Consider the following 22,417-nt stretch of genomic DNA (forward strand, 5'->3'; position numbering starts at 1 on the left):
GCAATCCATGACCAGACAACCCAAGATCACCTTCATCGGCGCCGGCTCCACCGTCTTCATGAAGAACATCATCGGCGACGTGCTGCAGCGCCCGGCGCTGTCGGCCGCAACGATCGCGCTGATGGACGTCAACCTTGAGCGCCTCGGCGAAAGCGAGATCGTCGCCGGCAAGCTGGTGCGCACGCTCGGCGTCAAGGCCAAGATCGAGACCCACTCGAACCAGAGACAAGCGCTCGAAGGGGCCGATTTCGTCGTCGTCGCCTTCCAGATCGGCGGCTTTGAGCCCTGCACGGTCACCGATTTCGAGGTGCCGAAGAAATACGGCCTGCGCCAGACGATCGCCGACACGCTCGGCGTCGGCGGCATCATGCGCGGCCTTCGCACCGTTCCGCATCTCTGGAAGATCTGCGAGGACATGCTGCAGGTCTGCCCGAACGCGATCCTCTTGCAATACGTCAACCCGATGGCGATCAACACCTGGGCGATATCGGAGAGGTTCCCGACGATCCGCCAGGTCGGCCTTTGCCATTCGGTCCAGGGCACGGCCTACGAGCTTTCGCGCGATCTCGACATGCCGGTGTCGGAGATCCGCTACCGCGCCGCCGGCATCAACCACATGGCCTTCTTCCTCAAGTTCGAGCACAAACAGGCCGACGGCAGCTTCCGCGATCTCTATCCGGATCTGGTGCGCGGCTATCGCGAAGGCCGCTTCCCGAAGCCCAGCCATTGGAACCCGCGCTGCCCCAACAAGGTGCGTTACGAGATGCTGACGCGGCTCGGTTATTTTGTCACCGAAAGCTCCGAGCATTTCGCCGAATACACGCCCTATTTCATCAAGGACGGCCGGCCCGACCTGATCGAGAAGTTCGGCATTCCGCTCGACGAGTATCCGAAGCGCTGCGTCGAGCAGATCGAGCGCTGGAAGGGGCAGGCGGCCGCCTTCAAGGAGGCCGAGACGATCGAGGTGGCCGAGAGCCACGAATACGCCTCCTCGATCATGAACTCGGTCTGGACCGGCGAACCCTCTGTCATCTACGGCAACCTCAGGAACAACGGCTGTATCACCTCGCTGCCCAAGAACTGCGCGGCGGAAGTTCCCTGCCTCGTCGACGCGTCCGGCATCCAGCCGACCTTCATCGGCGACCTGCCGCCGCAGCTTACCGCGCTGATCCGCACCAACATCAACGTCCAGGAACTGACGGTCGAGGCGCTGATGACGGAAAACCGAGAGCATCTCTACCATGCGGCGATGATGGATCCGCACACGGCAGCCGAGCTCGACCTCGACCAGATCTGGTCGCTCGTCGACGACCTGCTCATCGCTCATCGCGACTGGATCCCGGAATGGGCACGGGTGTCGAAGAAGGTCCAAGCAGCCTGATTTTTTCTCCCGGTCAGGCCGCGTCGAGCCCCGGAACTTCATGCCCTCTTCCCCATGTCCTAGCCGATTCAAGGGAAAGCAGCGTAGGTTCCGGGGCTTGTTCTTTTCAGGCCGTCTTGGCTGCCGCCAGCGGCAGCACGATGCGCATGCAGGCGCCGCCGGACGCCGAGCGGGCGACATCGACGTAGCCGCCATGCAGGTGCACGATCTTCTGCACGAGGTTGAGGCCAAGCCCCGCGCCCTTGCCGTCCTTGCGCAGGCGCTGGAACGGCTCGAAGATCCGGTCGGTTTCGCTGCGCGGAATGCCGTCGCCGTCGTCGCAGACATCGATCGCGCCCATCCGATCCACCTTCACCGTGATCGTGCCACGCCTACCGCCGTGATCGATGGCGTTCTGCACGAGATTGGTGAGCGCCCGCTCCAGCGACGCCTCGTCGCCGGAAATCATCACGGGTCGTCGATCCGCCTCGAAACTCATCTCGTATCCGGCGCCGAAGCCGAGCGGTGCGAGCGCGACGATCACCCGCTCGGCCAACGCCGCAAGATCGACCGGCCTGAACTCGTCGTTCTCGGCGTCGAGCCGTTCGAGGTCGAGGAGCTGGCCTGCAAGAATGGAAAGGCGCGTCACGTCCTCGTTGAGCCGCGTCTTGTCAGGTCCGGGCGGCAGCGAGGCGATGCGGGCACCGAGGATCGCGACCGGCGTGCGCAGTTCGTGGGCGGCCTGCGCCAGGAAGCGCTTGTGCCTCGTATAGCCGTCGTCGAGCCGCGTCAGCGCATCGTTGACCGCCGTCACCAGTGGCAGGAACTCGTTGGGAACGCCCGTCACCGGCATCTGGATGCCGCGCTGGTCATATTCGATGTGGGCGGCATGCGCGGCCGCGTGCGACAGGCCAGAAAGCATCCGTCGTACGACGATCGGTGTGACCACCACGGTCGCAAAGGCGAGCAGCAGCAACATCGGCACGAAGATGGTGAGGAAGGCGCCGGTGGTTGTGAGCAACAGACGGCCGAGGGTCAATTGTCCCTCCGTGCCGCTGAAGATCTGGACCATGCCGGCGGGCGCCTCGAGCCATTTGACCACCGCCTCCGGGCGCGCGTTCTTGTCGGGGGAGCGCCGGAAGCGGGCGTCGTTCATGCGCTCGAGTCCGGCGACGGCAAAGGCGAATTCTTCCGGCACCGTGCCCTCCGCGAGGCTGTGCCCTTGCTTGTCGCGGACGATGAACCAGATCGTTCCAGCCTGCTGGCGCAGTCGCTGCAGCTCGGGCGTTTCATGAAGTTCGAGCCCGCCATCGGCTTTGCGGGTGATCGCATCCTTCAAGACGTCGACATTACCGTTCTCGTAGCCGTCGATGAGATAGCCGGTCACCCAGAGCAGGCCGACCGCAATGGCGATGACGATGAGGATCGCGACCGTTTCGAACAGCACGAGCCAGCCGACGAGCCGCCATTTGAAGGAATGGGAAGCGCGGACGCTCATTGGTCTTCCCGTAGCAGATAGCCGACGCCGCGGATGCCGTTGATGGTCACGCCGGCGTCCGCGTCTGCCAGCTTGCGGCGCACACGCGAGATATGGGTGTCGAGCGCATTGGACTGGATCTCGTCGTCGAGGCCGAAGACCGCCTCCATCAGCGCGGCGCGCAGCACCATGCGCCCCATGCGCCGGGTGAGTGTTTCGAGCACCAGAAGCTCGCGCCGCGGCATCTTCAGCGGTGTGCCAGCCACGCTCGCCTCGCAATGGGCGAGATCGAAGGAGAGCCGCCCGACGGTGACGACATCGGATTGCACCGGAACCGGGCGACGGGCCAGCGCCCGCAGCCGCGCCAGCAGTTCCTCGAAGGCGAAGGGCTTGCCGATATAGTCGTCGGCACCGCCATCGAGCCCGGCGACGCGGTCGGCGAGATCGTCGAGCGCCGTCAGCATCAGCACCGGCACGGTGTTGCCGCGCGCCCGTATCACGGGGATGAGCGAAAGCCCGTCGCCATCGGGCAGCTTGCGATCGAGCACGACCACGTCATAGACGGCATCGTTCAGGATCAAGGCGGCCTCAGTGAGATCGCGCGCATGATCGGCGATCATTCGGTGATGGCTCAATGCGGCCTTAAGCGCCCCCGCCAGTTCCTTCTCATCTTCGACCAGCAAGACCCGCATGAATGCGCTTTACCCCGTGCAATGTGCCTACGCGCGCGACCTTAGTGCCGCTTCATTGAGGGAACCTGTCATCCCGCCGCAAGGTAATCCCGATTTTTCCCGCCGCACAATCATTCGTTGCGAGCGCCCTGCATGACATGCAGGCTCAATCTTGATCCTTAGGCTTGCGCGCCAGTGACACCTGGAAAGACAGGTCTCGCGGGCAGAGCCAACCCGGATCACGGCGCATGACACTGAGCAAACGGACGTCGATTACAATCAGGCAAGGCAGGCAAAGGCCGGCTGGTGACAGCGTGGCCCGCCCGGTTGTGCTTGCGCGCGCCACCCGGTTCCTGCGCCACGGTACCCTGGCGCTCGCCTTTGCTGCAGCCGGCTGCGCCGGCCCGGACGTGACGCCCACCAACAGGCGACTTGAACTGACGACGGGCGCTGTGCCGCTTGCGCAATCGACGCCGGATGTGAGCGATACCGGCATCATCCTTGCCTTATCCGGCGGCGGCGCCCGTTCTGCTGCCTTCGGCTACGGCGTCCTGTCGGCGCTGGCCGAGGCGCCGTCTCCGGGTGGGCGAGGGCGTCGGCTAGCCGACGATGTCGCGGTTGTTGCCGGCGTCTCCGGTGGTGCTGTGCTCGCCTCTTATTTTGCCTTGAACGGCCGCGCGGGCCTTGAGGGCTTCCGCAAACGGTTTCTCGGGCGCGATGTCGAGGCCTCCCTCAGGACGTCGTTTTCACCGCCCAATATTCTGCGCGGTTATCGTGGCGGCGTGAACGATCGCACCGGGTTCCCAGCCTGGCTCGATGCCAACCTGTTCGAGGGCGCGACGCTCGGCAGCCTCGAGCGTCGCCCTGGTCAGCCGCGCTTAGTGATCCACGCGACCGATCTCTACAACCGTGCACCGTTCATCTTCGACCGCGCCTCGTTCACCGCCATCTGCAGCAGCTACGACGACTATCCGCTCGCCTATGCGGTCGCGGCCTCGGCCGCTGTTCCGGTCGTTTTCGCGCCGCTGACCTTGCAGAATTTCCGAAGCGGTTGCGAGGCGCTACCGGAGGCGAAAACATCGAAGACAGGGCCCCGGGCGCCGGGCTCGCTGGTTGCGCGCGAATACGCCGGTTCCCTCAGGCGCTACGAAACGGCAAAGGATCTCAACTATCTGAAGCTCTACGATGGCGGTCTCGTCGATGGCGTCGGTACACAAAGCCTGCTGCACCTGATGGGTCGGCCGGCCCCGGACCCCGTCCCGGTGGAGCGTGCCTTGCGGCTCAGGCATCTGGTCGTCATCGTCGTCGATGCTTCCACGCGAATTGGCGGGGACCTCTCGAAGACCGTCGACAGCCCCAGGGCTCCCGATGCGATCGTCGCCGCCATCGACGCGATGATCAATATTCCCAATCTCCAGAGCTTCGACGCGCTGCGCGATCAGCTGCCGGCCTGGCGGCAGAAATTCGTGAGATGGCGGTGCGGCAGTGGCGGCGGCAAGCGTGGCTGCGGCGATCTCGATGTGGATATCGTCCGGCTGGCGCTGTCGGATGTCTCCGATCCGGCGCTGGCGGAGCGGATCCTCGGGCTGCACAATCGGCTGAGCCTCAAGGAGAAGGACGTCGATTTTCTTGCCGGTCTCGGCCGGCGCCTGTTGCGCGACCATCCCGGCTATCGGCGGTTCCTCGACCGTATCAACCACGGCGGGCCGAAGGTGGCCCGCGCGGGTTGAGAAGGCGTAAGGTCAGATCAGAGAAACGAGAGGCGTGCCCGCCGGCTCAGTTCGCCCGTGCCTCCAGCCAGTCGTGCCACTGGTCCTCGCTGCCGTGGAAGACGTTGAGGTCGATCTTGCCATCGACGCCCTGCGAAAGGCCGGAGCCGGAATACTGCCAGAACAGCCATTTGCGGTTCGGGTAGACGATCGACGGGTGCTGGGCGACGGCACGCAGCCAGAACGGATAGTTCTTGAACGCGCCCTGCAGGTTGTCGGCATAGAAATCCGGCGCCGTGTAGATGATCGGACGCTGGCCGTAATGGGCCTCCAGCTTGTCCATGAACACCTGCATCTTTTCGCGCACGCGCTCGGGCGACAGGCGACGCTTGCAGCTGGATTCGCCGTTATATTCGACGTCGATCACAGGCGGCAGCGCGCCCGGTTCACGCGGAACGTTGCGGATGAACCAGTCGGCCTGTTCGCCGGCGGTGCGGCACCAGTAGAAGAAGTGATAGGCGCCGCGGCGCATGCCGGCCGCCTTGGCGGCACGCCAGTTCTTCTTGAACATCGGGTCGAGATGGTCACCGCCATCGGTCGCCTTGATGAAGGCGAAATTGGCGCCTTGCGTGCGCAGCTTGGCCCAGTCGATGTCGGCCTGCCAGCGGGAGACGTCGACGCCATGCACCGCCATCTTGCGCGGATTTTTGGCGCGGCCGAAGTTGATCGGCTTGGCGTCGCGGAAACGGTGACCGTAGATCCGCGAGCGGCCCTGCGGCATCGCCTGGGTCACCGGATTTTCCGGGGCGACGAAGGCGACCGGACGCGCGTCCGGAACAGGCGCGGCGAGCGTTGTCGTCGTCGTCGTGTTTGCCGCGGGAGCGAAGGCTTCCGGTTCCGGAACGGGGCCGGCCCAGGCGAGCATTTCCTGCGGCGGTGCCGATTGGACGCTCTGCGGTGGCGTCACCTGCCCGACCCGTGCACCGACATTGGCGGCGGGCACCGGTGCGGCCGACATCGCGACCGAACTGGTCGTTTCGCGCGAGGGCGGCGCGATGGTGTCCAGGCTGGAACTGGAGGAACAGCCCGAAATGAGGCCGGCAAAAAGGATTGCGGTTGCAGCTGAAAGACGCATGGGCACCCGTACGCAAAACAAGGTCGACGGCGATCGCCGGCCGACAGGTGTGAAATAGCTAACGGAAGCTTACTCAAAAAGTTTGAATCCAATCTTACCAAGCGAACCCAATTTCACGCACTGGAGGTTGCATCGGGCCGGGCACTTTGACGCAGGCGTGGTGGCGCCTTCAGCCGGACGAATGTTCGATGCCGGTACCCGTCCGTTGCCGGCGGCTGTTGCGGAATTCGAGGTTGCGGGCGATGGTTTCGTCGAGCGCGCCGGACGCGTCGGTGATCATCGTCGGCGCAAAATGCGAACGGAAACATTCTCCGACCCGGAAGGCCGGCGTGTAGAGCGGGCCGAGCGGCTGCGTCGTCGTCACGTAGGTGAGATTTTCGTCGCTGCCCGAGCGCGTCGGCAGGCCGTGGCGATGGAGGACGGAAGGAAGCGCCAGGCGCAGGCTGTTGGCAAGCAGATGGATCATCTGCCGCCCGGAAAGCGAATGGCGGTAGTTGCGGTAGAACCCCAGGCAATGGCGCAGGATCCTGGCTCGGTTGCCATCGAGGCGCGACAGCTTGCGGGCAAAGAGCGCCACCTCCTCGAGACCGTCGAGCGGACGGGTCATCAGGGTGAACCCATCCATGTCACGCAGCTTGGCCGAGGGCAGGAAGCGTTCGTCGGCGACGCATTCGTCGAAGAGCGGCGTGCCGAGCAGCGGGATCGTTAGGCTCAGGAACGCCGGCAAAGGCATCGTGGTTTCGCCGGTGATGAAGGAGAGTTCTTCCTGCATCGCCTCGATCGTCTGCGACGACGGGTCGAACATCAGGCCATACTGGAAGGCGACGCCGGCATTGAGGCAGGTCTTGATCGCCTCCAGCTGCGGCACCACCAGGTTCTGCTTCTTCTGGTAGCGCTTCAGCTGCGCTTCGCTCAGCGTCTCGACGCCGCTGAACAGACCGAGACAGCCGGCCGCCCGCACCGCTTCGAGATTTTGCGGATCGCGGTAGAAGTCGCCGGTGACAAGGGCGATCCAGCCCTGAAACAGGCCCTGTCGCCACAGCGAGCGGATCACCTCGAGCTTGGCATGGAAGACGTCCTTGCTGTTGCCGTAGAAGTTGTTGTCGATGAACAGCACGTATTTCTTCGGCGGGGCGTTGCGCAGCTGCGCCTCGATATAGACGGGGTCGTAGCTGTGGTAGCGCCGGCCTTCGGCGGTCAACGCACAGAAGCTGCACTTGAAATTGCAGTAGCGGCTCGTCTCGACGTAGCTGACCGGACCGCGCCAATTGGCAAGGTCGAAGCGCGGCAGGATCGTCTCGGAGACGGCCCATTCGCCAAACACCTCCCGGATGACCGCCTGCATCTCCTCGACGTCGCCGTCGCAGGCGTAATCGAAGGTCTCGGCGCTCGAAACCGGCAGATTGCGCACGACCGGCCCGCCAGCGACGACGACGCAACCGGGCGACTTGGTGCGGGCATAGGCCGTCAGGTGCTGCATCCGGTCGAAGGCCGCGGTCACGCCGGTCAGCACCAGCATGTCGAGTTCGGCGAAGGCTGCCTCGTCGACGAGTGGTCCGTCGTGGAACTCGCTATAGGCGCGAAGATCCACGCGGTCGCGGGCGAAGGCGCCCGCCAGGAACAGGTGACCGGTTCCCTGGGGAATGAAGTCGGGGCGGCCCCTGGGGTTCCGGGTTTCATCGAAATGGGCAAGCACGATCAGGATGCGGGGAGGACTGGTACGGTTCATGCGCGGCTTCCCTGGGATCTGGCAAACTGGACATCCGGCGCCTGGTCGGTTTGACCAAGCGGAAGAACCTCGCACCAGGTGGCCCGGCGCAGAGAAAACATCGTCTCGAACGCCTGGCGCGATTCGGCATCCCGGGGGCCGGCGGCATGCTGCAGGGCGGCGAGCGCCACGGCCGGCATCTCCAGGCGGATCGCTTCCGCGAAGGCATATTGGGTGACGCGCTCGGCGCGGCGTTGCTGGCCGCGGCGCAGGTGCAGGGTCGCTTCGCCGAGCGCCGCCGCCGGACGGCCGATCGGGTAGACCCGCGCGAAGCGCTCGAGTTTTCTAAGGACAAGCTGAGCTGCCAGCAGGTCGCCGCCATCGGGGTCGCTTGCGACATCGAAGAGACGGGCAAGCGCCGGCAGCGTCCGCGTCTTCATCGCCGGGTTGAGCGTCTCGCACCAGGATAGCGCCCGCTCGAGCCAGCTTGCGGCCTCCGTCGTGTTGCCCCGTCGCCGCGCGGCCTCGCTCAGGAGCGATGCGCCTTCGATCGAATGGACGAGTTCCAGCCCGTCGCCCTTTTCGCGAAGGATCTGTTCGAGTTCGTCGAGGTCGGTCTCGATCGCGTTCCACCGGCCAAGCGCCGCATGGCCCCGGAGACGGCCGAGCAGGCCGCAGCCGAGCACCTGCATGTCCCCGCGCCGGCGTCCTTCCTCGCAGATCCGTTGCACGAGGATCTCCCAGGGCGCGATGCCCTCGAAGGCGGAGGTCAAAAGCCATGGGCCGGAAATCGTCTCCAGCCCGACCGCCACCTCGCACCAGCGCCTCAGGTCGCCGACCGTCGCCGCATTGTTGAGGCCAGCCTCGAAGGCCCGCTTGCCCGCGTGCCAATGACCGATGCCGATCTGGTACATGCCCGACAGCAGGTCGACGCGCACGCGCGTTCCCAACTGGTCGACGCGTTCGGACAATGCCGCCGCCAGCCGGCTGTAGTGTTCGGCCTGGCTGTGCAGCGGGATCACGCCGCAGATGGCGCCGAGGCTGGCGTAATTGGCGGCGGTCGTCGGCGAGACGTATTTGTTTCTCTCGGCAAGGTTCGTCGCTCGCAGCGTCGCATGGATCAGCCGCAGCTTCTCGCTGGTGAAGTAGTAGATCCGTGTCAGGTCCTCATGCGCCTTCGCCGCCAGCAGGAAGGGATCGGACGGCGATCGCGAGATTTCACGTTTCAGGATCCAGTCCGCGTCGCGATGGGTGGTGCGGCGCCACACCTGTTCGGCGAGATCGAGCACGAGATGCAGCGCGAGGCCGGCGGAGGTGCGCGGCAGCGGCAGGCCGGAAAGCCGCAGGCCTTCCTCATAGGCATGGCGGGCCGCTTCGGCGCGGCCAAGATTGAGGCTGGCTTCGCCGAGCAGGAAACAGGCGGCCGCCCGTCTGGCCGGTAGAATGGTGATCGAAAGGTCGCGCGCCGTCTTGAAGAAGCGTTCGATCAGGTCGACGACGGCGGCGTTGTCGAACTGGCGCAGCCGCAGTTCGGCAACGCGGTCCAGATAGTTGAAGGCCTGCGCGGCGTCGCCGGCGCGCTCCCAGTGGCTGAGCACGCGCGGCAGGTTTTCGGCATTGTCCGGCTGCCCGCCTTCTTCCATCGCCTTGGCGATGGCGCGATGCGCTTCATGGCGCTGTTCCGACAACAGGCTCTCGTAGATCGCCTGGCGGATGACGGCATGGCTGAACATGAACCGGCCCGGGCGGTCGTCGGCAGGCTTGATCAGGTGCGCCGCCTGCAGCCGCTCGATGCTCGCCTCGATGTCCAGTGCCGTCTTCCTGATCGGGGGCAGCGCGCCAAGCTCGGCAAGCGAGAAGGTCGCGCCCATGGCGCTTGCGATCTTCAGCAGCACTTGCAGCTCCGCCGGAAGCTGGTCGGTCCGGGCAATCACGGTCACCTTGGCGGTGTTGAGCAGGGTCGCATCGTTCGAGCGGGGCTCGGAGAGCAGCGAGACGGCTGCGGCAGGCTCGGCCGCCTTGGGCAGCCGGCGCTCGCCGATCATCCGGCAGATCTCGCAGATCAGCAGCGGGTTTCCGGCCGATTGCGCATAGACCGCCTCACCGAAGCCGTCGGCGGGCGAGTTGCTGCCGATCGATGCGCGAACGAGCGCGATCGTGCCCTCGAAATCGAGCGGCAAAAGATCGAGCGTCTGGGCGCCGTTATGGTGCAGGCCGGTCCACCGGGTCAGGTCTTCCTGCGTGCGGGTCGTCCGGGTCGACACGACGACCGGTACCGGTGCCGCCCCTGAAACCAGCCGCCCCAGCAACTGACCGGACGCCTCGTCGAGCCAGTGCACATCTTCAAGTACGACGAAGCCCTGCCCTCCGGCGAGGCTGTCGGTCATGAGTTCGCTCAGCAGTTCGCGCAGCCGGTGGGAGCGCCCGTCACCGGACATGGCCCGCGTCTCCGGTGTGTCCGGCAAGGTGAGGTTGATGGCGTCGTTGAGCAGCGGCGCAAGGGACGCAAGCTCCGGTCTCTCGGCAAAGAAGAGCCCCACCTGGTCCGTGGCCTCGGCGCCGCGCAGGTCGCCGATGCCGAGCAGGTCGCGGATGACCCCGCGCCAGGCAAAATAGGGCACGTCGCTCTCGATGTCGTCGGCATTGCCGACGAGCACGCGGCTGCCGCGGTCGCGACAGCGCTCCACGAAGGCGCGCAGCAGGGCCGACTTCCCGACGCCGGAATCGCCCTTGACGATCATGATGCCGGACCCCCTGGGCGCGCTGTCGAGATAGGCCGAAAGGGCCGTCATTTCGGCTGCGCGGTTGAGGAGTGCCGGCGACTTGGTGTCGATCGTCGCGACCGTCTCGGCGATCGGCGCGAAGGCGGACACGCCGCCGCGCACACCCGGTATGGCCAGCGACCACGGTCCGGAGAAAGCGATCTGGCTGGCCGTCTCCTTGGCCGTCGCCTGGTCGACGAGGATGCGCCCGGCGGCGACGCTTGCCAGGCGTGCGGCCATGTTCACGGCGGCGCCGACCACCGTGTAGTCCGCGCGGTGGCTGGCGCCAAGCGCGCCGCAGAAGCTCTCGCCGGTGGAAATGCCGGCCGAAAGGCCGATATCGGGATCGTCGAGCTCGCCTGAAAGACGCAGTGCGGCAACGATCGCGCGACGTGCGTTGTCTGCATGTTTGGGGCCGGGCAGGCCGAAGACCGCGAAGATCTCGAGACTGTTTGCGTGAAGTGCCGTATGGAGGATTTCTCCGCCGGTGCGGCCGACGACGGCGATCGATCGCGCGACGAGCTGGTTCAGCCGGTCGAGATCTTTCTCGAGGTCCGGGCCGACGATATGCACGAACAGGGCGGTCACGGTTCTCAGGTCCGCCAGCCACTCCGAAAGCGGCGACAGAAGCCGGCCGCGCAGCGAAAGCGGCAGATAGGTTTCCAGCCGCTTGCTGGCGGCGCCCGAAAGGGCGCGGGGTGGCCTGGTCGCGGTCGAATAGGGATCGATGCGTTCGAGGCGGGCGGTGCCTTCCCGGCCGGGCGCGCCTGTTGCCCGCTTGCCGATCAGCCGCCACACGGCGTCGGAGACGAGAATTTCGCCGGCATCGCTCAAAAGGCCGCAATGGTCCGCCTGCGCCAGACAGTCGCCGCCGACGATCAGCCAGCGCTGATCGACACGGGGAACGAGGTGCAGCAGGGTGATGGTGCCGACGCCGACGGCGATGCGTAGTTGCAGCGCGTCCTCCGGCCCGCCGGGGCCGCCGATCTCTTCACGGATGCGGCCGGCGCAATAGCAGCTGCGCCAGGCGGCCTGCTCCAGCTCGCTGTCGGAGGCAGCCTGCCAGCCGGCAAGCAGGCTGTCGCCGGCAAAGCTCAGCACCGTGCCGCCATGTTCCTCGATATGCCGGACGAGTGGTCCCATGTAGCCGTTGAGCAGCCGGCTCACCCGTTCGGCGCCGGCGGCGCGGTCGCTTTCGGACCATTTAGCGGTCAGCCGGGTAAAGCCGGAAATGTCGGCGAACAGCAATGTGCCGGGAAAGTCCTCGCGCGTCGGGCCAGCCGAATCCGTCGCCGCCGGGGCAGACCATCGAACCAGGGCTCCCGACAGGTAACGTTGGAATTCATTCTTGCCGGCGCCACCTACCACGCAAAATTCTCCCCAAGATTTTAGAGTAACATGCCTCCTTTCGCACTTAAAGTCCGCCCGTGTTGACCTACGGGGTTCCAGTAACGGCAAGTAAATATCTGTTCCACGCCGCTTGCGAACGGAGTAATGTTTGCCCGATTGTTCGAGGGGGTCTCGCAACAGGAGGGGACGATGGGGGTCGACTGGGGTGGTCCGGTCGCCGCCGTGACACGCCGCAATGTCTTGCGGCTGTTCTCGGCAGGCGTGATGGCGAATGTGCTTTCGGGATGCCGACACGACTGGCCACCGGCTGCGGCCTGCGAGCTGCCCTATCCGATCGTCGACGTTCACTGCCATTTCTTCAACGCGGCCGATGTGCCGGTGGAAGGTCTGGTGCGCTATGTGGCGCTGCGGGAAAAGCTGCCGGAGGCGAGGCTCTCCGCCGATCCTCTACAGTCGAAGCGCCTGGAAAACGCCCTGGTGGTCTTTCTCGTGACGGCCCTTGGCGACGTCGCGCCCAAGGCCAAGGTCGAGGACGCCATTCTCAAGAGGCGGATGCCGCGCCCGTCCGACGCCGAGTTCGAGCGGCAGAAGGACGAGCAGTTGCGCACCGCCGTCAAGCAACTGGTGGCGCTAGCGGGCGAGCAGCGCGCGTCGTTGACCGCACGAAGCGGCGCCGAAACGCCGGATTATCAGGGCCTGCTGGAACAGATCGGCGGCGCCCCCGGCCTGCCGCAGGGCCTGCAGCGGCGCTCCGGCAGCGTGGAGGAGACGGATGTCGATGCGCTCGCGTCGGCCGCCAAGGCCCACGACCAGATCGGCAACTACCTTTCCTTCGTTCGCCTCATGCAGGACTACCGGGAAAACCTCGCGGAAACCTATGCCCGGATCTTCGCGTCGAAATGCCGATTTTCAATGATCACGCCGAGCATCCTCGATTTCGAGAAATCGATCGGCGGCAGGGCGTCGCCGCAGCGCGACCAGATCGACGTGATGGACGAGATCCAGCAACTGGTGATCAAGCGGCATGGCATCCACATGCACAGCTTCGTCGGCTTCGATCCGCACCGGGAGGCGCAGAAGCGCGGCTCGTCGCTGGAAAACGTCCGCTATGCGATCATGGAAAAGGGCTTCATCGGCGTGAAGATCTACCCGCCGATGGGCTTCAAGGCCTGGGGCAATGCGGATCCGGCGATCGATGCGGCGCTGAAGCGGCTCTACGACTGGTGCCGCGACAACAGCGTGCCGATCATGGCGCATGCGGAAAACAGCATCGGCGCCGGCTGCGGCTATGGCAACATGGCGAGCCCCGCCTACTGGAAGAAGCTGCTCGATACCAACCGTTACAATGACTTGCGCATCAACCTCGCGCATTTCGGCGCCTTCGATGAAGTCATTCGCCCTGGCGCGCCGACGGGGGTCATGGTGTCCTGCGCGAAAGACAAGTTCTCCGGCCCGCCGACCTGGGAGGACATCATCGGCAGGACGATCGACCACGGGCGCCGGCCGAACCTGTTTGCCGACCTGAGCTACCTCAGCGAACTCGTCACCGACAACACGCCCGGGCTGCACGAAAAGATCCGCGCGCTGCTCGACAAATGGCTGAAGGACTACGATCCCGGTGCGCGCCATCTGATGTTCGGCACCGACTGGTCGATGATGGCGCTGGAGAAGGACTACAACGCCTATGTCCCGCGGATCGCCCAGCAGCTGAAAGAGGCCAATGTCAGCGAGGAGGACCAGCAGAACATCTTCTGGAAGAACGCCTCCCGCTACCTCGGCCTCGACCGGCCGGGGCCGACCCGCCAGCGGCTCGCCACCTATTGCCGCAAGCGCGGCCTGGATGCCTCCTGGCTCTCGCAGCTGGAGATCGCCTGACCGCGGAGATCGACGCCCGCGATCTGGCACCTGCTCATCGCCACGGTGCAGTCCTGGTAATCCATTCGCGGGTCCGGCCTTCCGGGTCGGCATTGCGGGTGATGTCCGTCACCACGGCGGCGATGTCGGCGCCGTGCTCGAAGACGCCGGCAATCCGCTCGACGTTGAGGCCGCCGATAGCGACCAGCGGCAGGGACCCGACGCGGCTCCGCCAGGCGGCAAGGCGCGGCAGTCCCTGCGGCGCCCACTTCATCGCCTTGAGGCTGGTCGGGTAGACCGGCCCAAGTGCGATGTAGTCCGGGTCGGCTGCCAGCGCCGTCTCCAGTTCCACCTCGTCATGGGTGCTGAGGCCGAGCTTCAGGCCGGCGGCGCGGATAGCAGCAAGGTCGGCCTCCGCCAGGTCCTCCTGACCGAGATGGACGAAGTCGCAGCCTTCGGCGATCGCCAACTGCCAGTAGTCGTTGACGATGAGCTGGCAGCCCTGCTCGTCGCAAACAGCCTTGGCCGCGCGGATCTCGCGGCGGATCTCCGCTTCCGGACGATCCTTGACGCGCAGCTGTACCAGCTTGACGCCGAGCGGCACCAGCCGCTCGATCCAGGCCGCGCTGTCGACGATAAGGTAGAAGGGGTCGAGTTTCACGCAAACACCGCCTTTCCGATGACGGGGGTGGAAGGAACGGCAAAATCGCGCGGTTCGAGCATGCCTGCCTCGAAGGCCTGCCGCCCGGCATCGATCGCGCCCGCAAACGCCGAGGCCATCAGCGCGGGCCTGGCGGCGCCGGCGACGGCCGTGTTGAGCAGGACGGCGGCGAAGCCGAGCTCCATCACCGTCGTTGCGTGCGAGGGCCGGCCGATGCCGGCATCGACGATCAGCGGCACATCGGGGAAGTTCGCCCGCATTGCCCGAAGCGCCTGGATGTTCTGCGGCCCCATGGCGCTGCCGATCGGCGCGCACCAGGGCATCAGCACCTTGCAGCCGGCTTCCAAGAGTCGCTCGGCAACCACCAGATCATCCGTGGTGTAGGGAAAGACCTCGAACCCTTCGGCCGAGAGGATGCGCGCCGCCTCGACCAGCCCGAAGACATCGGGCTGCAGCGTGTCGTGGTGGCCGATCACTTCGAGCTTCAGCCAGTTGGTGCCGAAAACCTCGCGCGCCATCTTGGCCGTCAGCACCGCCTCGGACACCGAATGGCAGCCGGCAGTGTTCGGCAGCACGTGCACCCCGAGCGCCCGGATCAGTTCGAAGAAGGCGCCGCCCTGGCGGCCCCCGGCAGTTTCGCGCCGAAGCGAGACCGTGACGATCTCGGTGCCCGAGGATCGCACCGCATCTTCGAGCACGGCGGGGGAGGGATAGCGGGCGGTGCCGAGAAGCAGTCTCGAGCGCAGGTCCTGTCCATAAAGCGTCAGCATGTCTCAGCCTCCTTTCATCGGCGAGAGAATTTCGATGCGGTCTCGGTCGCAAAGCGCATGACCCGGACGGTCGGCCCGGTGCACCAGTTCGCCGTTGACGGCGGTGGCGAGCCAGTCGCCCTCGAAATCGAGCGCGGTCAGAAGCTCGGCGAGGGTGGCGACGGCGAGGTCGTGATCCTCGCCATTGACGGTCAGTCTCATGCGGCATCTCCCTTCAGGTCCCGCGCAAGCGCAAGGTCGGCTGCTTCCGCCGCCAGGGCCGGCGAAAGCAGGAAGCCGTGGCGGTAAAGTCCGTTGATCGTGATGGTCTGCCCGGCGCGCAGGGCACGCGGCAGGTTGTCAGCGAAGGCGGGGCGGACGCCGGCGCCGGTCTCGACGAGGCGCGCTTCGCCGAAGGCCGGATGCAGGGCATAGGCGGCGTTCAGCAGTTCCATGAGCGAACGGGCGGTGATCGGTCCGCCGTCATCCGTCTCGATCATCGTCGCCCCGCACATGAAGAGGCCGCCGCCGCGCGGCACGATGTAGAGCGGGATGCGCGGATGAATGAGCCTGACGGGCCGCGACAGTTCCACGTCGCTTGTCTCAAGATAGAGCATTTCGCCGCGCACGCCGCGCAGGCCGGGCGTGTCACCGATACGTGCCGCACCGGTGCAGTCGGCGACGAGATCGTGCTGTCCGTTGTCGCTCGCCTCGGTGACGAAGGCGATGCCGCGATCGACAAGCTTCTTCCGCAGCCGGGCGATCGCCCGGCGCGGGTCGAGATGCGCCTCTCCCGGAAAGAACAAGGCCTCTCGGAAGCGCCCGGCAAGTGTCGGTTCCAGCCGTTCGATCGCCGCTGTGTCGAGCCATTCGAAGCCGGAGGTGCGCGAGGCAAAGCGCCTGAGTTCGCCGGCGTCCCGTGGCGGGGCGACGACCAGCGTACCGTTGCGGGAAACTTCGCCTGGCAGGACGTCGTCCCACCAGTCGATGGCGCCGATACCCTTCGTCAGCACCGCCTCTTCGGCGCTTTCGCGCTCGCACCAGGGCGCCAGCATGCCGCCGGCACACCAGGAGGCCGCACCGGCAAAACCTGGCTTACGCTCGACGACCGTCACCGCGACACCGCGGGCGCTGAGTTCATGGGCCAGACAGAGCCCCGCGACGCCGGCACCTTTCACGAGGACCCGCATCGCTCAGCGCTCCCGTGCGGCGCGAACGGGCCGTCGTAGGCAACGAAGCGGGATGGTGTTGGCGGTGTGCATGCCGAGGCTCCAAAGGTGGAGACCCAGTTCACGAGCGGGGGAGGGGAAGGACGCCCTGCCGATTGATCCGTCACGTGAGCGCGACGTTTGCGGCAACGAATCTGCACCGTCCCTACGCCAGTATGAACTGGATCAGGTTCAACGGGTCACTGCGCCGCGCAACCGCATAGCAGAATCTCAGCCCCTTGGCGGGACACCCCTGGTGAATGCTCCAAGCTGACCGCTCGGGGCCGTTTTTGTCAAGAGCCAGCATTCGTGCTGACTGTGATCTGACTGCCGAAAAAATTATCTATAATTTGCGGCGACAAAGCGGAGGCGTCGGTGGCGTGATGGAAGGAAGAGTGTTGGCCGACCGGAGTGAAGCTTGGAATGCCGGAGAAGTCCGGATTCGCAATGGTTTCGGTGGCGGCGTGCGCGAGACTTCGGGGTTGGCGCGCGAATGATTGATTGTCGGTCCTCGCCCTCTGTCGACGGCGTCCGGACCTTCATGTGATCCAAAAATACAACCAGAAGAGTATGTTATGTAAACATTTCTCCGCTTGGGTGCTTGCGAATTTCCGTTTCCGACAAAATTATAGATAATATTGGATTCTATCTATTTTACGATGGCGACGACCTGGAGGACGAGCTGAAATGCTGGACAAGAACCGACCGACTGGTGCTGATTTTATCCCGGGCGACAAGGCCCAATCCCGCTGGACCCAGGCGGAAGCGGAGAAAATCTATAATCTGCCGTTCAACGATCTGCTCTACCGCGCCCACACCGTCCACCGTGCGCAGTTCGATCCCAACGCCATTCAGATGAGCCGGCTCCTCTCGATCAAGACCGGCGGCTGCGCCGAGGATTGCGGCTACTGCAGCCAGTCCGCCCACTACCCGACAGGGCTCAAGGCATCGAAGCTGATGGAGGTCGAGCGTGTGCTTGCCGAGGCGCGCAAGGCGCGCGACGGCGGCGCGACCCGCTATTGCATGGGGGCCGCGTGGCGCAGTCCGAAGGATCGCGACATGGATGCCATCGTCGCCATGGTCGGCGGGGTGCGGGCGCTCGGCATGGAAACCTGCATGACGCTCGGCATGCTGACGCCGGCCCAGTCTGCGCGGCTCGCCGAGGCCGGGCTCGATTACTACAACCACAATGTCGATACGTCCGAACGCTTCTATAGCGAGATCATCACCACCCGCAGCTTTGCCGACCGGCTGGAGACGCTCGCCAATGTCCGCGACGCCGGCATCAAGGTCTGCGCCGGCGGCATCCTCGGCATGGGCGAGACGGCCGACGACCGGATCTCGATGCTGGTGACCCTCGCCAACCTGCCGGTGCCGCCCGAAAGCGTGCCGATCAACATGCTGATCCCGATCCCGGGCTCTAAGCTGGCCGATGCGGCACCCGTCGATCCGATCGATTTCGTCCGCACCATTGCCCTTGCCCGCATCCTGATGCCGCAATCGCATGTCCGGCTTTCGGCCGGACGCACCGACATGAGCGACGAGACGCAGGCGCTCTGTTTCTTTGCCGGCGCCAATTCTATTTTCGTCGGCGAAACCCTGCTGACCGCCGACAATCCCGGCGAGGACCACGATGCAGCACTCTTCCGGCGGCTGGGATTGAAGCCGATGGCTCCGCCGGCAAGGCAGGACGCGGCGGAATGACCGCGGGTCTTTTTGCGCGCTACGAGAAGACGCTGGAGGGCCTCGAACGCAAGGGCCGCCGGCGCGCTCTTGCCCCCGCCGGCGGGATCGACTTCACCTCGAACGACTATCTGGCGCTCGCCGCCTCGCCACGGCTGAAGGCGGCGATAACGGCCGCAATCGCGCGCGGCGTGCCTGTCGGCTCCGGCGGCTCAAGGCTGTTGCGCGGCAATCACGAAGAACACGAGGCGCTGGAGGCGGAAGCGGCCGCCTTCTTCGGCGCCGAACGGATGCTCTTTTTCGGCAGCGGCTATGCCGCCAATGCTGCCTTGTTTTCGACGCTGCCGCAGCGTGACGATCTCATCGTTCACGATGCCCTGATCCATGCGAGCGCCCGTGAAGGCATCGCCGCAAGCAAGGCCGATGCGGTGGCAGCAGTGCACAACGATGTCGGCGCCTTTGCCGATGCCATCGGAAAATGGCGTCGGGCCGGCGGAGCGGGGCGCCCGTGGATTGCCGTCGAAAGCCTCTATTCGATGGATGGCGACCGCGCGCCGCTTGCCGACCTCCTCGCGCTTGCCGCGCAGCATGACGGCTTTCTCGTCATCGACGAGGCGCACGCGACCGGCGTCTTCGGACGGGAAGGTCGCGGTCTGGCGGCGGAGTTGGAAGGCCGGGAGAACGTCGTCGTGCTGCACACCTGCGGCAAGGCGCTCGGTGTTTCCGGCGCGCTGGTCGGGGCAGGCGCCGTCCTTTGCGACTATCTCGTCAACCGCGCCCGCAACTTCATCTATTCGACCGCGCCTTCGCCGCTCGTCGCGGCTGCGGTGCGTGAAGCGCTCGTAGCCCTCGTCGATGAGCCGGAGCGCCGTGCCGCATTCGACAGCCTCAGGTCCTTCACCAACCGGGCGCTCGCCGAGATGCTCGACATCGAAGGCAGCGGCTCGCAAATCCTGCCCATCCCGATCGGCGACAACGGCCGAGCGCTCCGCATCGCCGCCCGCATGCGCGCCGAGGGCCAAGATATCAGGGCAATCCGCCCGCCGACGGTGCCGGAAGGCACCGCGCGTCTTCGGATCGCCATCACCCTCAACGCCGACCAGGCCGCAATCGCGCAGATGCTGCAGCAGTTGAAGAGCGCGATCGCCAAGGAGCGGACATGAAAACCCGTATCGTGGTCACCGGTACCGATACCGGCATCGGCAAGACCATCTTTTCCGCAGCCCTCACCGACGCGCTCGACGGCTGCTACTGGAAGCCTGTGCAGTCAGGTCTCGACGAAGAAACCGACAGCGAAACCGTCGCCCGGCTTGGCCGGTTATCAGCCGACTGCATCCTGCCTGAGACCTACAGGCTCGCAACGCCGGCCTCGCCGCATCTGTCGGCACGGCTCGACGGCGTCACCATCGACCCGGAACATCTGTCCCCGCCCATGGTGGATCGACCACTGGTGATCGAGGGTGCCGGCGGGCTTCTGGTGCCGCTGACGGAGCGCATGGTCTTTGCGAATGTCTTTGCGCGCTGGCAGATCCCGATGGTTCTCTGCGCTCGCACCGGGCTCGGCACGATCAACCACACCCTGTTGTCGCTCGAAGCGCTGCGTCGCCGCGCCATTCCCGTTCTCGGCGTCGCCTTCATCGGCGACGCGCAGGAGGACAGCGAAGCGGTCATATCCGAACTTGGCGCCGTGCGGCGTCTCGGCCGGCTGCCGCGGCTCGATCCGCTGACGCCCGACCGCCTGCGCAACGCCTTCGCTGAAAATTTCAACATCGCCGATTTCCTGGAGGTGCCGGCATGAGAAACTCCGCCGTCTGGTATCCCTTCACCCAGCATGCGCTGGAACCGGCGATGCGCCGCATCGTCGGTACCGAGGGCGCCTACCTCGTCGACGAGGACGGCGCGTCGATCCTCGACGCGATTTCGTCCTGGTGGGTCATCACTCACGGCCACCGTCACCCCACCATCATGGAGGCGATCCGCAAGGCCACGGAGACCTACGACCAGATCATCTTCGCCGAATATACCCATGCGCCGGCTGAGGAACTCGCGCGCGGGCTGATCGAGATCGCCCCGCCCGGGCTCGCCCATGTGTTCTATTCCGACAGTGGTTCGACCGCGGTCGAGGTCGCGCTGAAAATGGCGCTCGGCTTCTTCCACAACAACGGCCGGCCGCGAAACCGCATCTGCGTGCTGGAGCACGGCTATCACGGCGACACGATCGGCACGATGTCGGCGGGCGAAAGAGGCGTCTTCAATGCCGTCTACGCGCCGCTGCTCTTCGCCGTCGATCGCTTGCCCTTTCCGGAGACGGGCCGGGAGCAGGCGACACTCGACGCCTTCGAGCGGGCTTGCGCCTCCGGCGAGGTTGCCGCCCTGTTGATCGAGCCACTGCTGCTTGGCGCCGGCGGCATGAAGACCTATCCTGCTTCCGTGCTGTCCGAGCTCAAACGCATCGCCGAACGGCATGGCAGCCTGCTGATCGCCGACGAGGTGATGACCGGTTGGGGGCGGACGGGCCGCCTGTTTGCCTGCGAGCAGGCCGGGATCACGCCCGATATTCTCTGCACCTCGAAGGGGCTGACCGGCGGCGCGCTTCCCCTGGCCGCGACGCTTTGCAGTTCGGAGATCTTTACGGCGCATCTTTCGGCCGACCGGCGCAAGACCTTCTTCCATTCGAGTTCCTACACGGCCAACCCGATCGCCTGTGCCGCGGCACTCGCCAATCTCGCCGTCTGGAGACAGGAGCCGGTCGAGGCGCGCATAGAAACCTTGGTCGCACACCAGCATCGGCATCTGGCGCGCTTCGCTGATGATCCGCGCTTCGCCGACGTCCGCCAACTCGGCACCATTACGGCCCTCGATCTCGTGGTGCCGTCCGGCGGCTACCTCGCCGAGGTCGGCCCGCGGCTCCGGGCGTTTTTCCGTAGGCGCGGTTTGCTGATCCGTCCGCTCGGCAACGTCATCTATCTGATGCCGCCCTATTGCGTCACCGATGCCGATCTCGGGCGGGCCTATGACGCGATCGACGAGGGGGCGTCGCTCTTCGGGGCCGGGCAGCTATGAGGCCGGCTCGCTCCTCCCGGATCGTCGGTTTCGGCCATGCGGTGCCGGAGCGGCGTGTCGCCAACGGCGAAATCGAGATGACGCTCGGGCTTGAGCCCGGCTGGATCGAGCGCCGCACCGGCATTCGCGAGCGGCGCTGGGCCGCGCCTGACGACACGCTTTCGGGGCTCGCGGCAAAGGCGGGCGCAATGGCGCTCGATGATGCAGGCACCCCGCCCGACGCTATCGCCCTGGTCCTGCTTGCGACCTCGACGCCCGATCACCTGCTGCCGCCGTCCGCGCCCCTGCTTGCCCACCATCTCTGCCTTTTGAAGGCAGGCGCGATCGACCTTGCCGGCGCCTGTTCGGGCTTCCTCTACGCCCTGACGCTTGCCGACGGCTTCGTGCGGACGCAGGGAAAGCCGGTGCTGGTGGTGGCCGCCAACGTCTTGAGCCGCCGCATCAACCCGGCCGAACGGGCGAGCGCCGTGCTCTTTGCCGATGCCGCCGGTGCCGTCGTCGTCGCTCCCTCCGATGATCCGAAAACCGGTCTGCTCGGCGTAGACCTCGCCGCCGACGGCAGCCGCTACGATCTGATCTCGATTGCCGCCGGCGGCAGCAACAGGCCGTTTTCTGCCGACACCAGGCCCGAGGATCTGCTGATGACGATGCGCGACGGGCGCGAGATGTTTGCGCAGGCGGTGGAGATGATGACGGCCTGTGCCGTCAACGCCATGGACGCCGCCGGCTGCGTGGCTGCGGATATCAGCCGCTTCGTGCCGCACCAGGCCAATGCGCGTATCTTCGATGCCGTCTGCGACCGGCTCGGCATTGCGCCGTCGAAAACGGTGCGCACGATCTCGGACTACGGCAACTCGTCGGCTGCGACCATCCCGCTGTCGCTATCCCTGTCGCACCGGCAAAAGCCCTTCATCACCGGCGAAAAGCTGTTGCTGACGGCGGCCGGCGCGGGGCTTGCGGGAGGGGCGGCGGTGCTCGCAATCTGATGAGACGCCGAGGATGGCAACGCCCCGTATCGCGAGGCGCC

At 65.7% G+C, this 22,417-nt stretch carries 17 protein-coding genes, 1 pseudogene and 1 riboswitch; of the genes and pseudogenes, 9 read left to right on the forward strand and 9 right to left on the reverse strand.

Annotation, left to right across the window (positions count from 1 at the left end; translation table 11 throughout):
• Nucleotides 1–7: 7 nt before the first annotated feature.
• Nucleotides 8–1,381 (forward strand): alpha-glucosidase/alpha-galactosidase, encoded by a 1,374-nt coding sequence (locus tag ACIQUG_RS25075; protein WP_402324820.1) that lies wholly within the window; start codon nucleotides 8–10, stop codon nucleotides 1,379–1,381.
• 106 nt (nucleotides 1,382–1,487) lie between these two features.
• On the opposite strand, the gene ACIQUG_RS25080 is transcribed toward ACIQUG_RS25075, so the two are convergent.
• Together ACIQUG_RS25080 and ACIQUG_RS25085 are read right to left on the reverse strand one after the other, a co-directional pair.
• Entirely contained in the window at nucleotides 1,488–2,858 is a 1,371-nt protein-coding gene (locus ACIQUG_RS25080) for a sensor histidine kinase (RefSeq protein WP_402324821.1), read from the reverse strand.
• The gene (locus ACIQUG_RS25085) at nucleotides 2,855–3,529 is read right to left on the reverse strand and encodes a response regulator transcription factor (RefSeq protein ID WP_402324822.1); all 675 of its coding nucleotides are present in this window, start codon (nucleotides 3,527–3,529) and stop codon (nucleotides 2,855–2,857) included. Before ACIQUG_RS25085 ends, ACIQUG_RS25080 begins: the two co-directional genes overlap by 4 nt.
• 293 nt (nucleotides 3,530–3,822) lie before the next feature.
• Between ACIQUG_RS25085 and ACIQUG_RS25090 the strand changes: the two genes are divergently transcribed.
• Nucleotides 3,823–5,238, forward strand: a complete 1,416-nt coding sequence (locus ACIQUG_RS25090) for a patatin-like phospholipase family protein (RefSeq protein WP_402324823.1) — start codon at nucleotides 3,823–3,825, stop codon at nucleotides 5,236–5,238.
• Nucleotides 5,239–5,284: 46 nt separating this feature from the next.
• Here ACIQUG_RS25090 and ACIQUG_RS25095 read toward each other — a convergent pair whose 3' ends face one another.
• From ACIQUG_RS25095 to ACIQUG_RS25105, 3 genes are all read right to left on the reverse strand, one after another.
• The gene (locus ACIQUG_RS25095) at nucleotides 5,285–6,352 is read right to left on the reverse strand and encodes a GH25 family lysozyme (RefSeq protein ID WP_402324825.1); all 1,068 of its coding nucleotides are present in this window, start codon (nucleotides 6,350–6,352) and stop codon (nucleotides 5,285–5,287) included.
• 169 nt (nucleotides 6,353–6,521) lie between these two features.
• Complete coding sequence (locus ACIQUG_RS25100) at nucleotides 6,522–8,081, reverse strand: B12-binding domain-containing radical SAM protein (RefSeq protein WP_402324826.1); 1,560 nt, start codon at nucleotides 8,079–8,081, stop codon at nucleotides 6,522–6,524.
• Complete coding sequence (locus tag ACIQUG_RS25105; protein WP_402324828.1) at nucleotides 8,078–12,190, reverse strand: AAA family ATPase; 4,113 nt, start codon at nucleotides 12,188–12,190, stop codon at nucleotides 8,078–8,080. The genes ACIQUG_RS25100 and ACIQUG_RS25105 overlap by 4 nt, the downstream gene beginning before the upstream one ends.
• 171 nt (nucleotides 12,191–12,361) lie before the next feature.
• Between ACIQUG_RS25105 and ACIQUG_RS25110 the strand changes: the two genes are divergently transcribed.
• Nucleotides 12,362–14,047 (forward strand): amidohydrolase family protein, encoded by a 1,686-nt coding sequence (locus tag ACIQUG_RS25110; RefSeq protein WP_402324830.1) that lies wholly within the window; start codon nucleotides 12,362–12,364, stop codon nucleotides 14,045–14,047.
• 34 nt (nucleotides 14,048–14,081) lie between these two features.
• On the opposite strand, the gene ACIQUG_RS25115 is transcribed toward ACIQUG_RS25110, so the two are convergent.
• The 4 genes from ACIQUG_RS25115 to thiO are packed head-to-tail and all read right to left on the reverse strand — an operon-like array spanning nucleotide 14,082 to nucleotide 16,626.
• Complete coding sequence (locus tag ACIQUG_RS25115; protein WP_402324831.1) at nucleotides 14,082–14,687, reverse strand: thiamine phosphate synthase; 606 nt, start codon at nucleotides 14,685–14,687, stop codon at nucleotides 14,082–14,084.
• Entirely contained in the window at nucleotides 14,684–15,457 is a 774-nt protein-coding gene (locus tag ACIQUG_RS25120; RefSeq protein ID WP_402324832.1) for a thiazole synthase, read from the reverse strand. Before ACIQUG_RS25120 ends, ACIQUG_RS25115 begins: the two co-directional genes overlap by 4 nt.
• Before the next feature lie 3 nt (nucleotides 15,458–15,460).
• A complete protein-coding gene (gene thiS / locus ACIQUG_RS25125; RefSeq protein WP_402324833.1) occupies nucleotides 15,461–15,658 on the reverse strand; it encodes a sulfur carrier protein ThiS in 198 nt (65 codons plus the stop codon).
• A complete protein-coding gene (thiO, locus tag ACIQUG_RS25130; RefSeq protein WP_402324835.1) occupies nucleotides 15,655–16,626 on the reverse strand; it encodes a glycine oxidase ThiO in 972 nt (323 codons plus the stop codon). Before thiO ends, thiS begins: the two co-directional genes overlap by 4 nt.
• Before the next feature lie 163 nt (nucleotides 16,627–16,789).
• A riboswitch (TPP riboswitch) is annotated at nucleotides 16,790–16,909 on the reverse strand.
• Between thiO and ACIQUG_RS25135 the strand changes: the two genes are divergently transcribed.
• The 6 genes and pseudogenes from ACIQUG_RS25135 (at nucleotide 16,905) to ACIQUG_RS25160 (ending at nucleotide 22,376) form a co-directional block, all read left to right on the forward strand.
• Nucleotides 16,905–17,141, forward strand: coding sequence for a hypothetical protein (locus ACIQUG_RS25135; RefSeq protein WP_402324837.1), 237 nt, complete (start codon nucleotides 16,905–16,907; stop codon nucleotides 17,139–17,141). Its footprint overlaps the riboswitch before it by 5 nt.
• A gap of 265 nt (nucleotides 17,142–17,406) precedes the next feature.
• Nucleotides 17,407–18,348, forward strand: a pseudogene (bioB, locus tag ACIQUG_RS25140) (biotin synthase BioB); the annotation flags it as partial.
• A complete protein-coding gene (locus ACIQUG_RS25145) occupies nucleotides 18,345–19,490 on the forward strand; it encodes an 8-amino-7-oxononanoate synthase (protein WP_402324838.1) in 1,146 nt (381 codons plus the stop codon). The pseudogene bioB and the gene ACIQUG_RS25145, both read left to right, overlap by 4 nt.
• On the forward strand, nucleotides 19,487–20,125 hold the full coding sequence (gene bioD, locus ACIQUG_RS25150) for a dethiobiotin synthase (RefSeq protein WP_402324839.1): 639 nt from the start codon (nucleotides 19,487–19,489) through the stop codon (nucleotides 20,123–20,125). Before ACIQUG_RS25145 ends, bioD begins: the two co-directional genes overlap by 4 nt.
• Nucleotides 20,122–21,390 carry an adenosylmethionine--8-amino-7-oxononanoate transaminase gene (locus ACIQUG_RS25155; protein WP_402324840.1) on the forward strand — a complete coding sequence of 423 codons (1,269 nt, stop codon included), beginning with the start codon at nucleotides 20,122–20,124 and terminating at the stop codon, nucleotides 21,388–21,390. Before bioD ends, ACIQUG_RS25155 begins: the two co-directional genes overlap by 4 nt.
• Nucleotides 21,387–22,376, forward strand: coding sequence for a beta-ketoacyl-ACP synthase III (locus ACIQUG_RS25160; RefSeq protein ID WP_402324841.1), 990 nt, complete (start codon nucleotides 21,387–21,389; stop codon nucleotides 22,374–22,376). The genes ACIQUG_RS25155 and ACIQUG_RS25160 overlap by 4 nt, the downstream gene beginning before the upstream one ends.
• Nucleotides 22,377–22,417: the final 41 nt, after the last annotated feature.

Source organism: Ensifer sp. NPDC090286, assembly GCF_044769565.1.
Taxonomy (GTDB): Bacteria; Pseudomonadota; Alphaproteobacteria; order Rhizobiales; family Rhizobiaceae; genus Ensifer.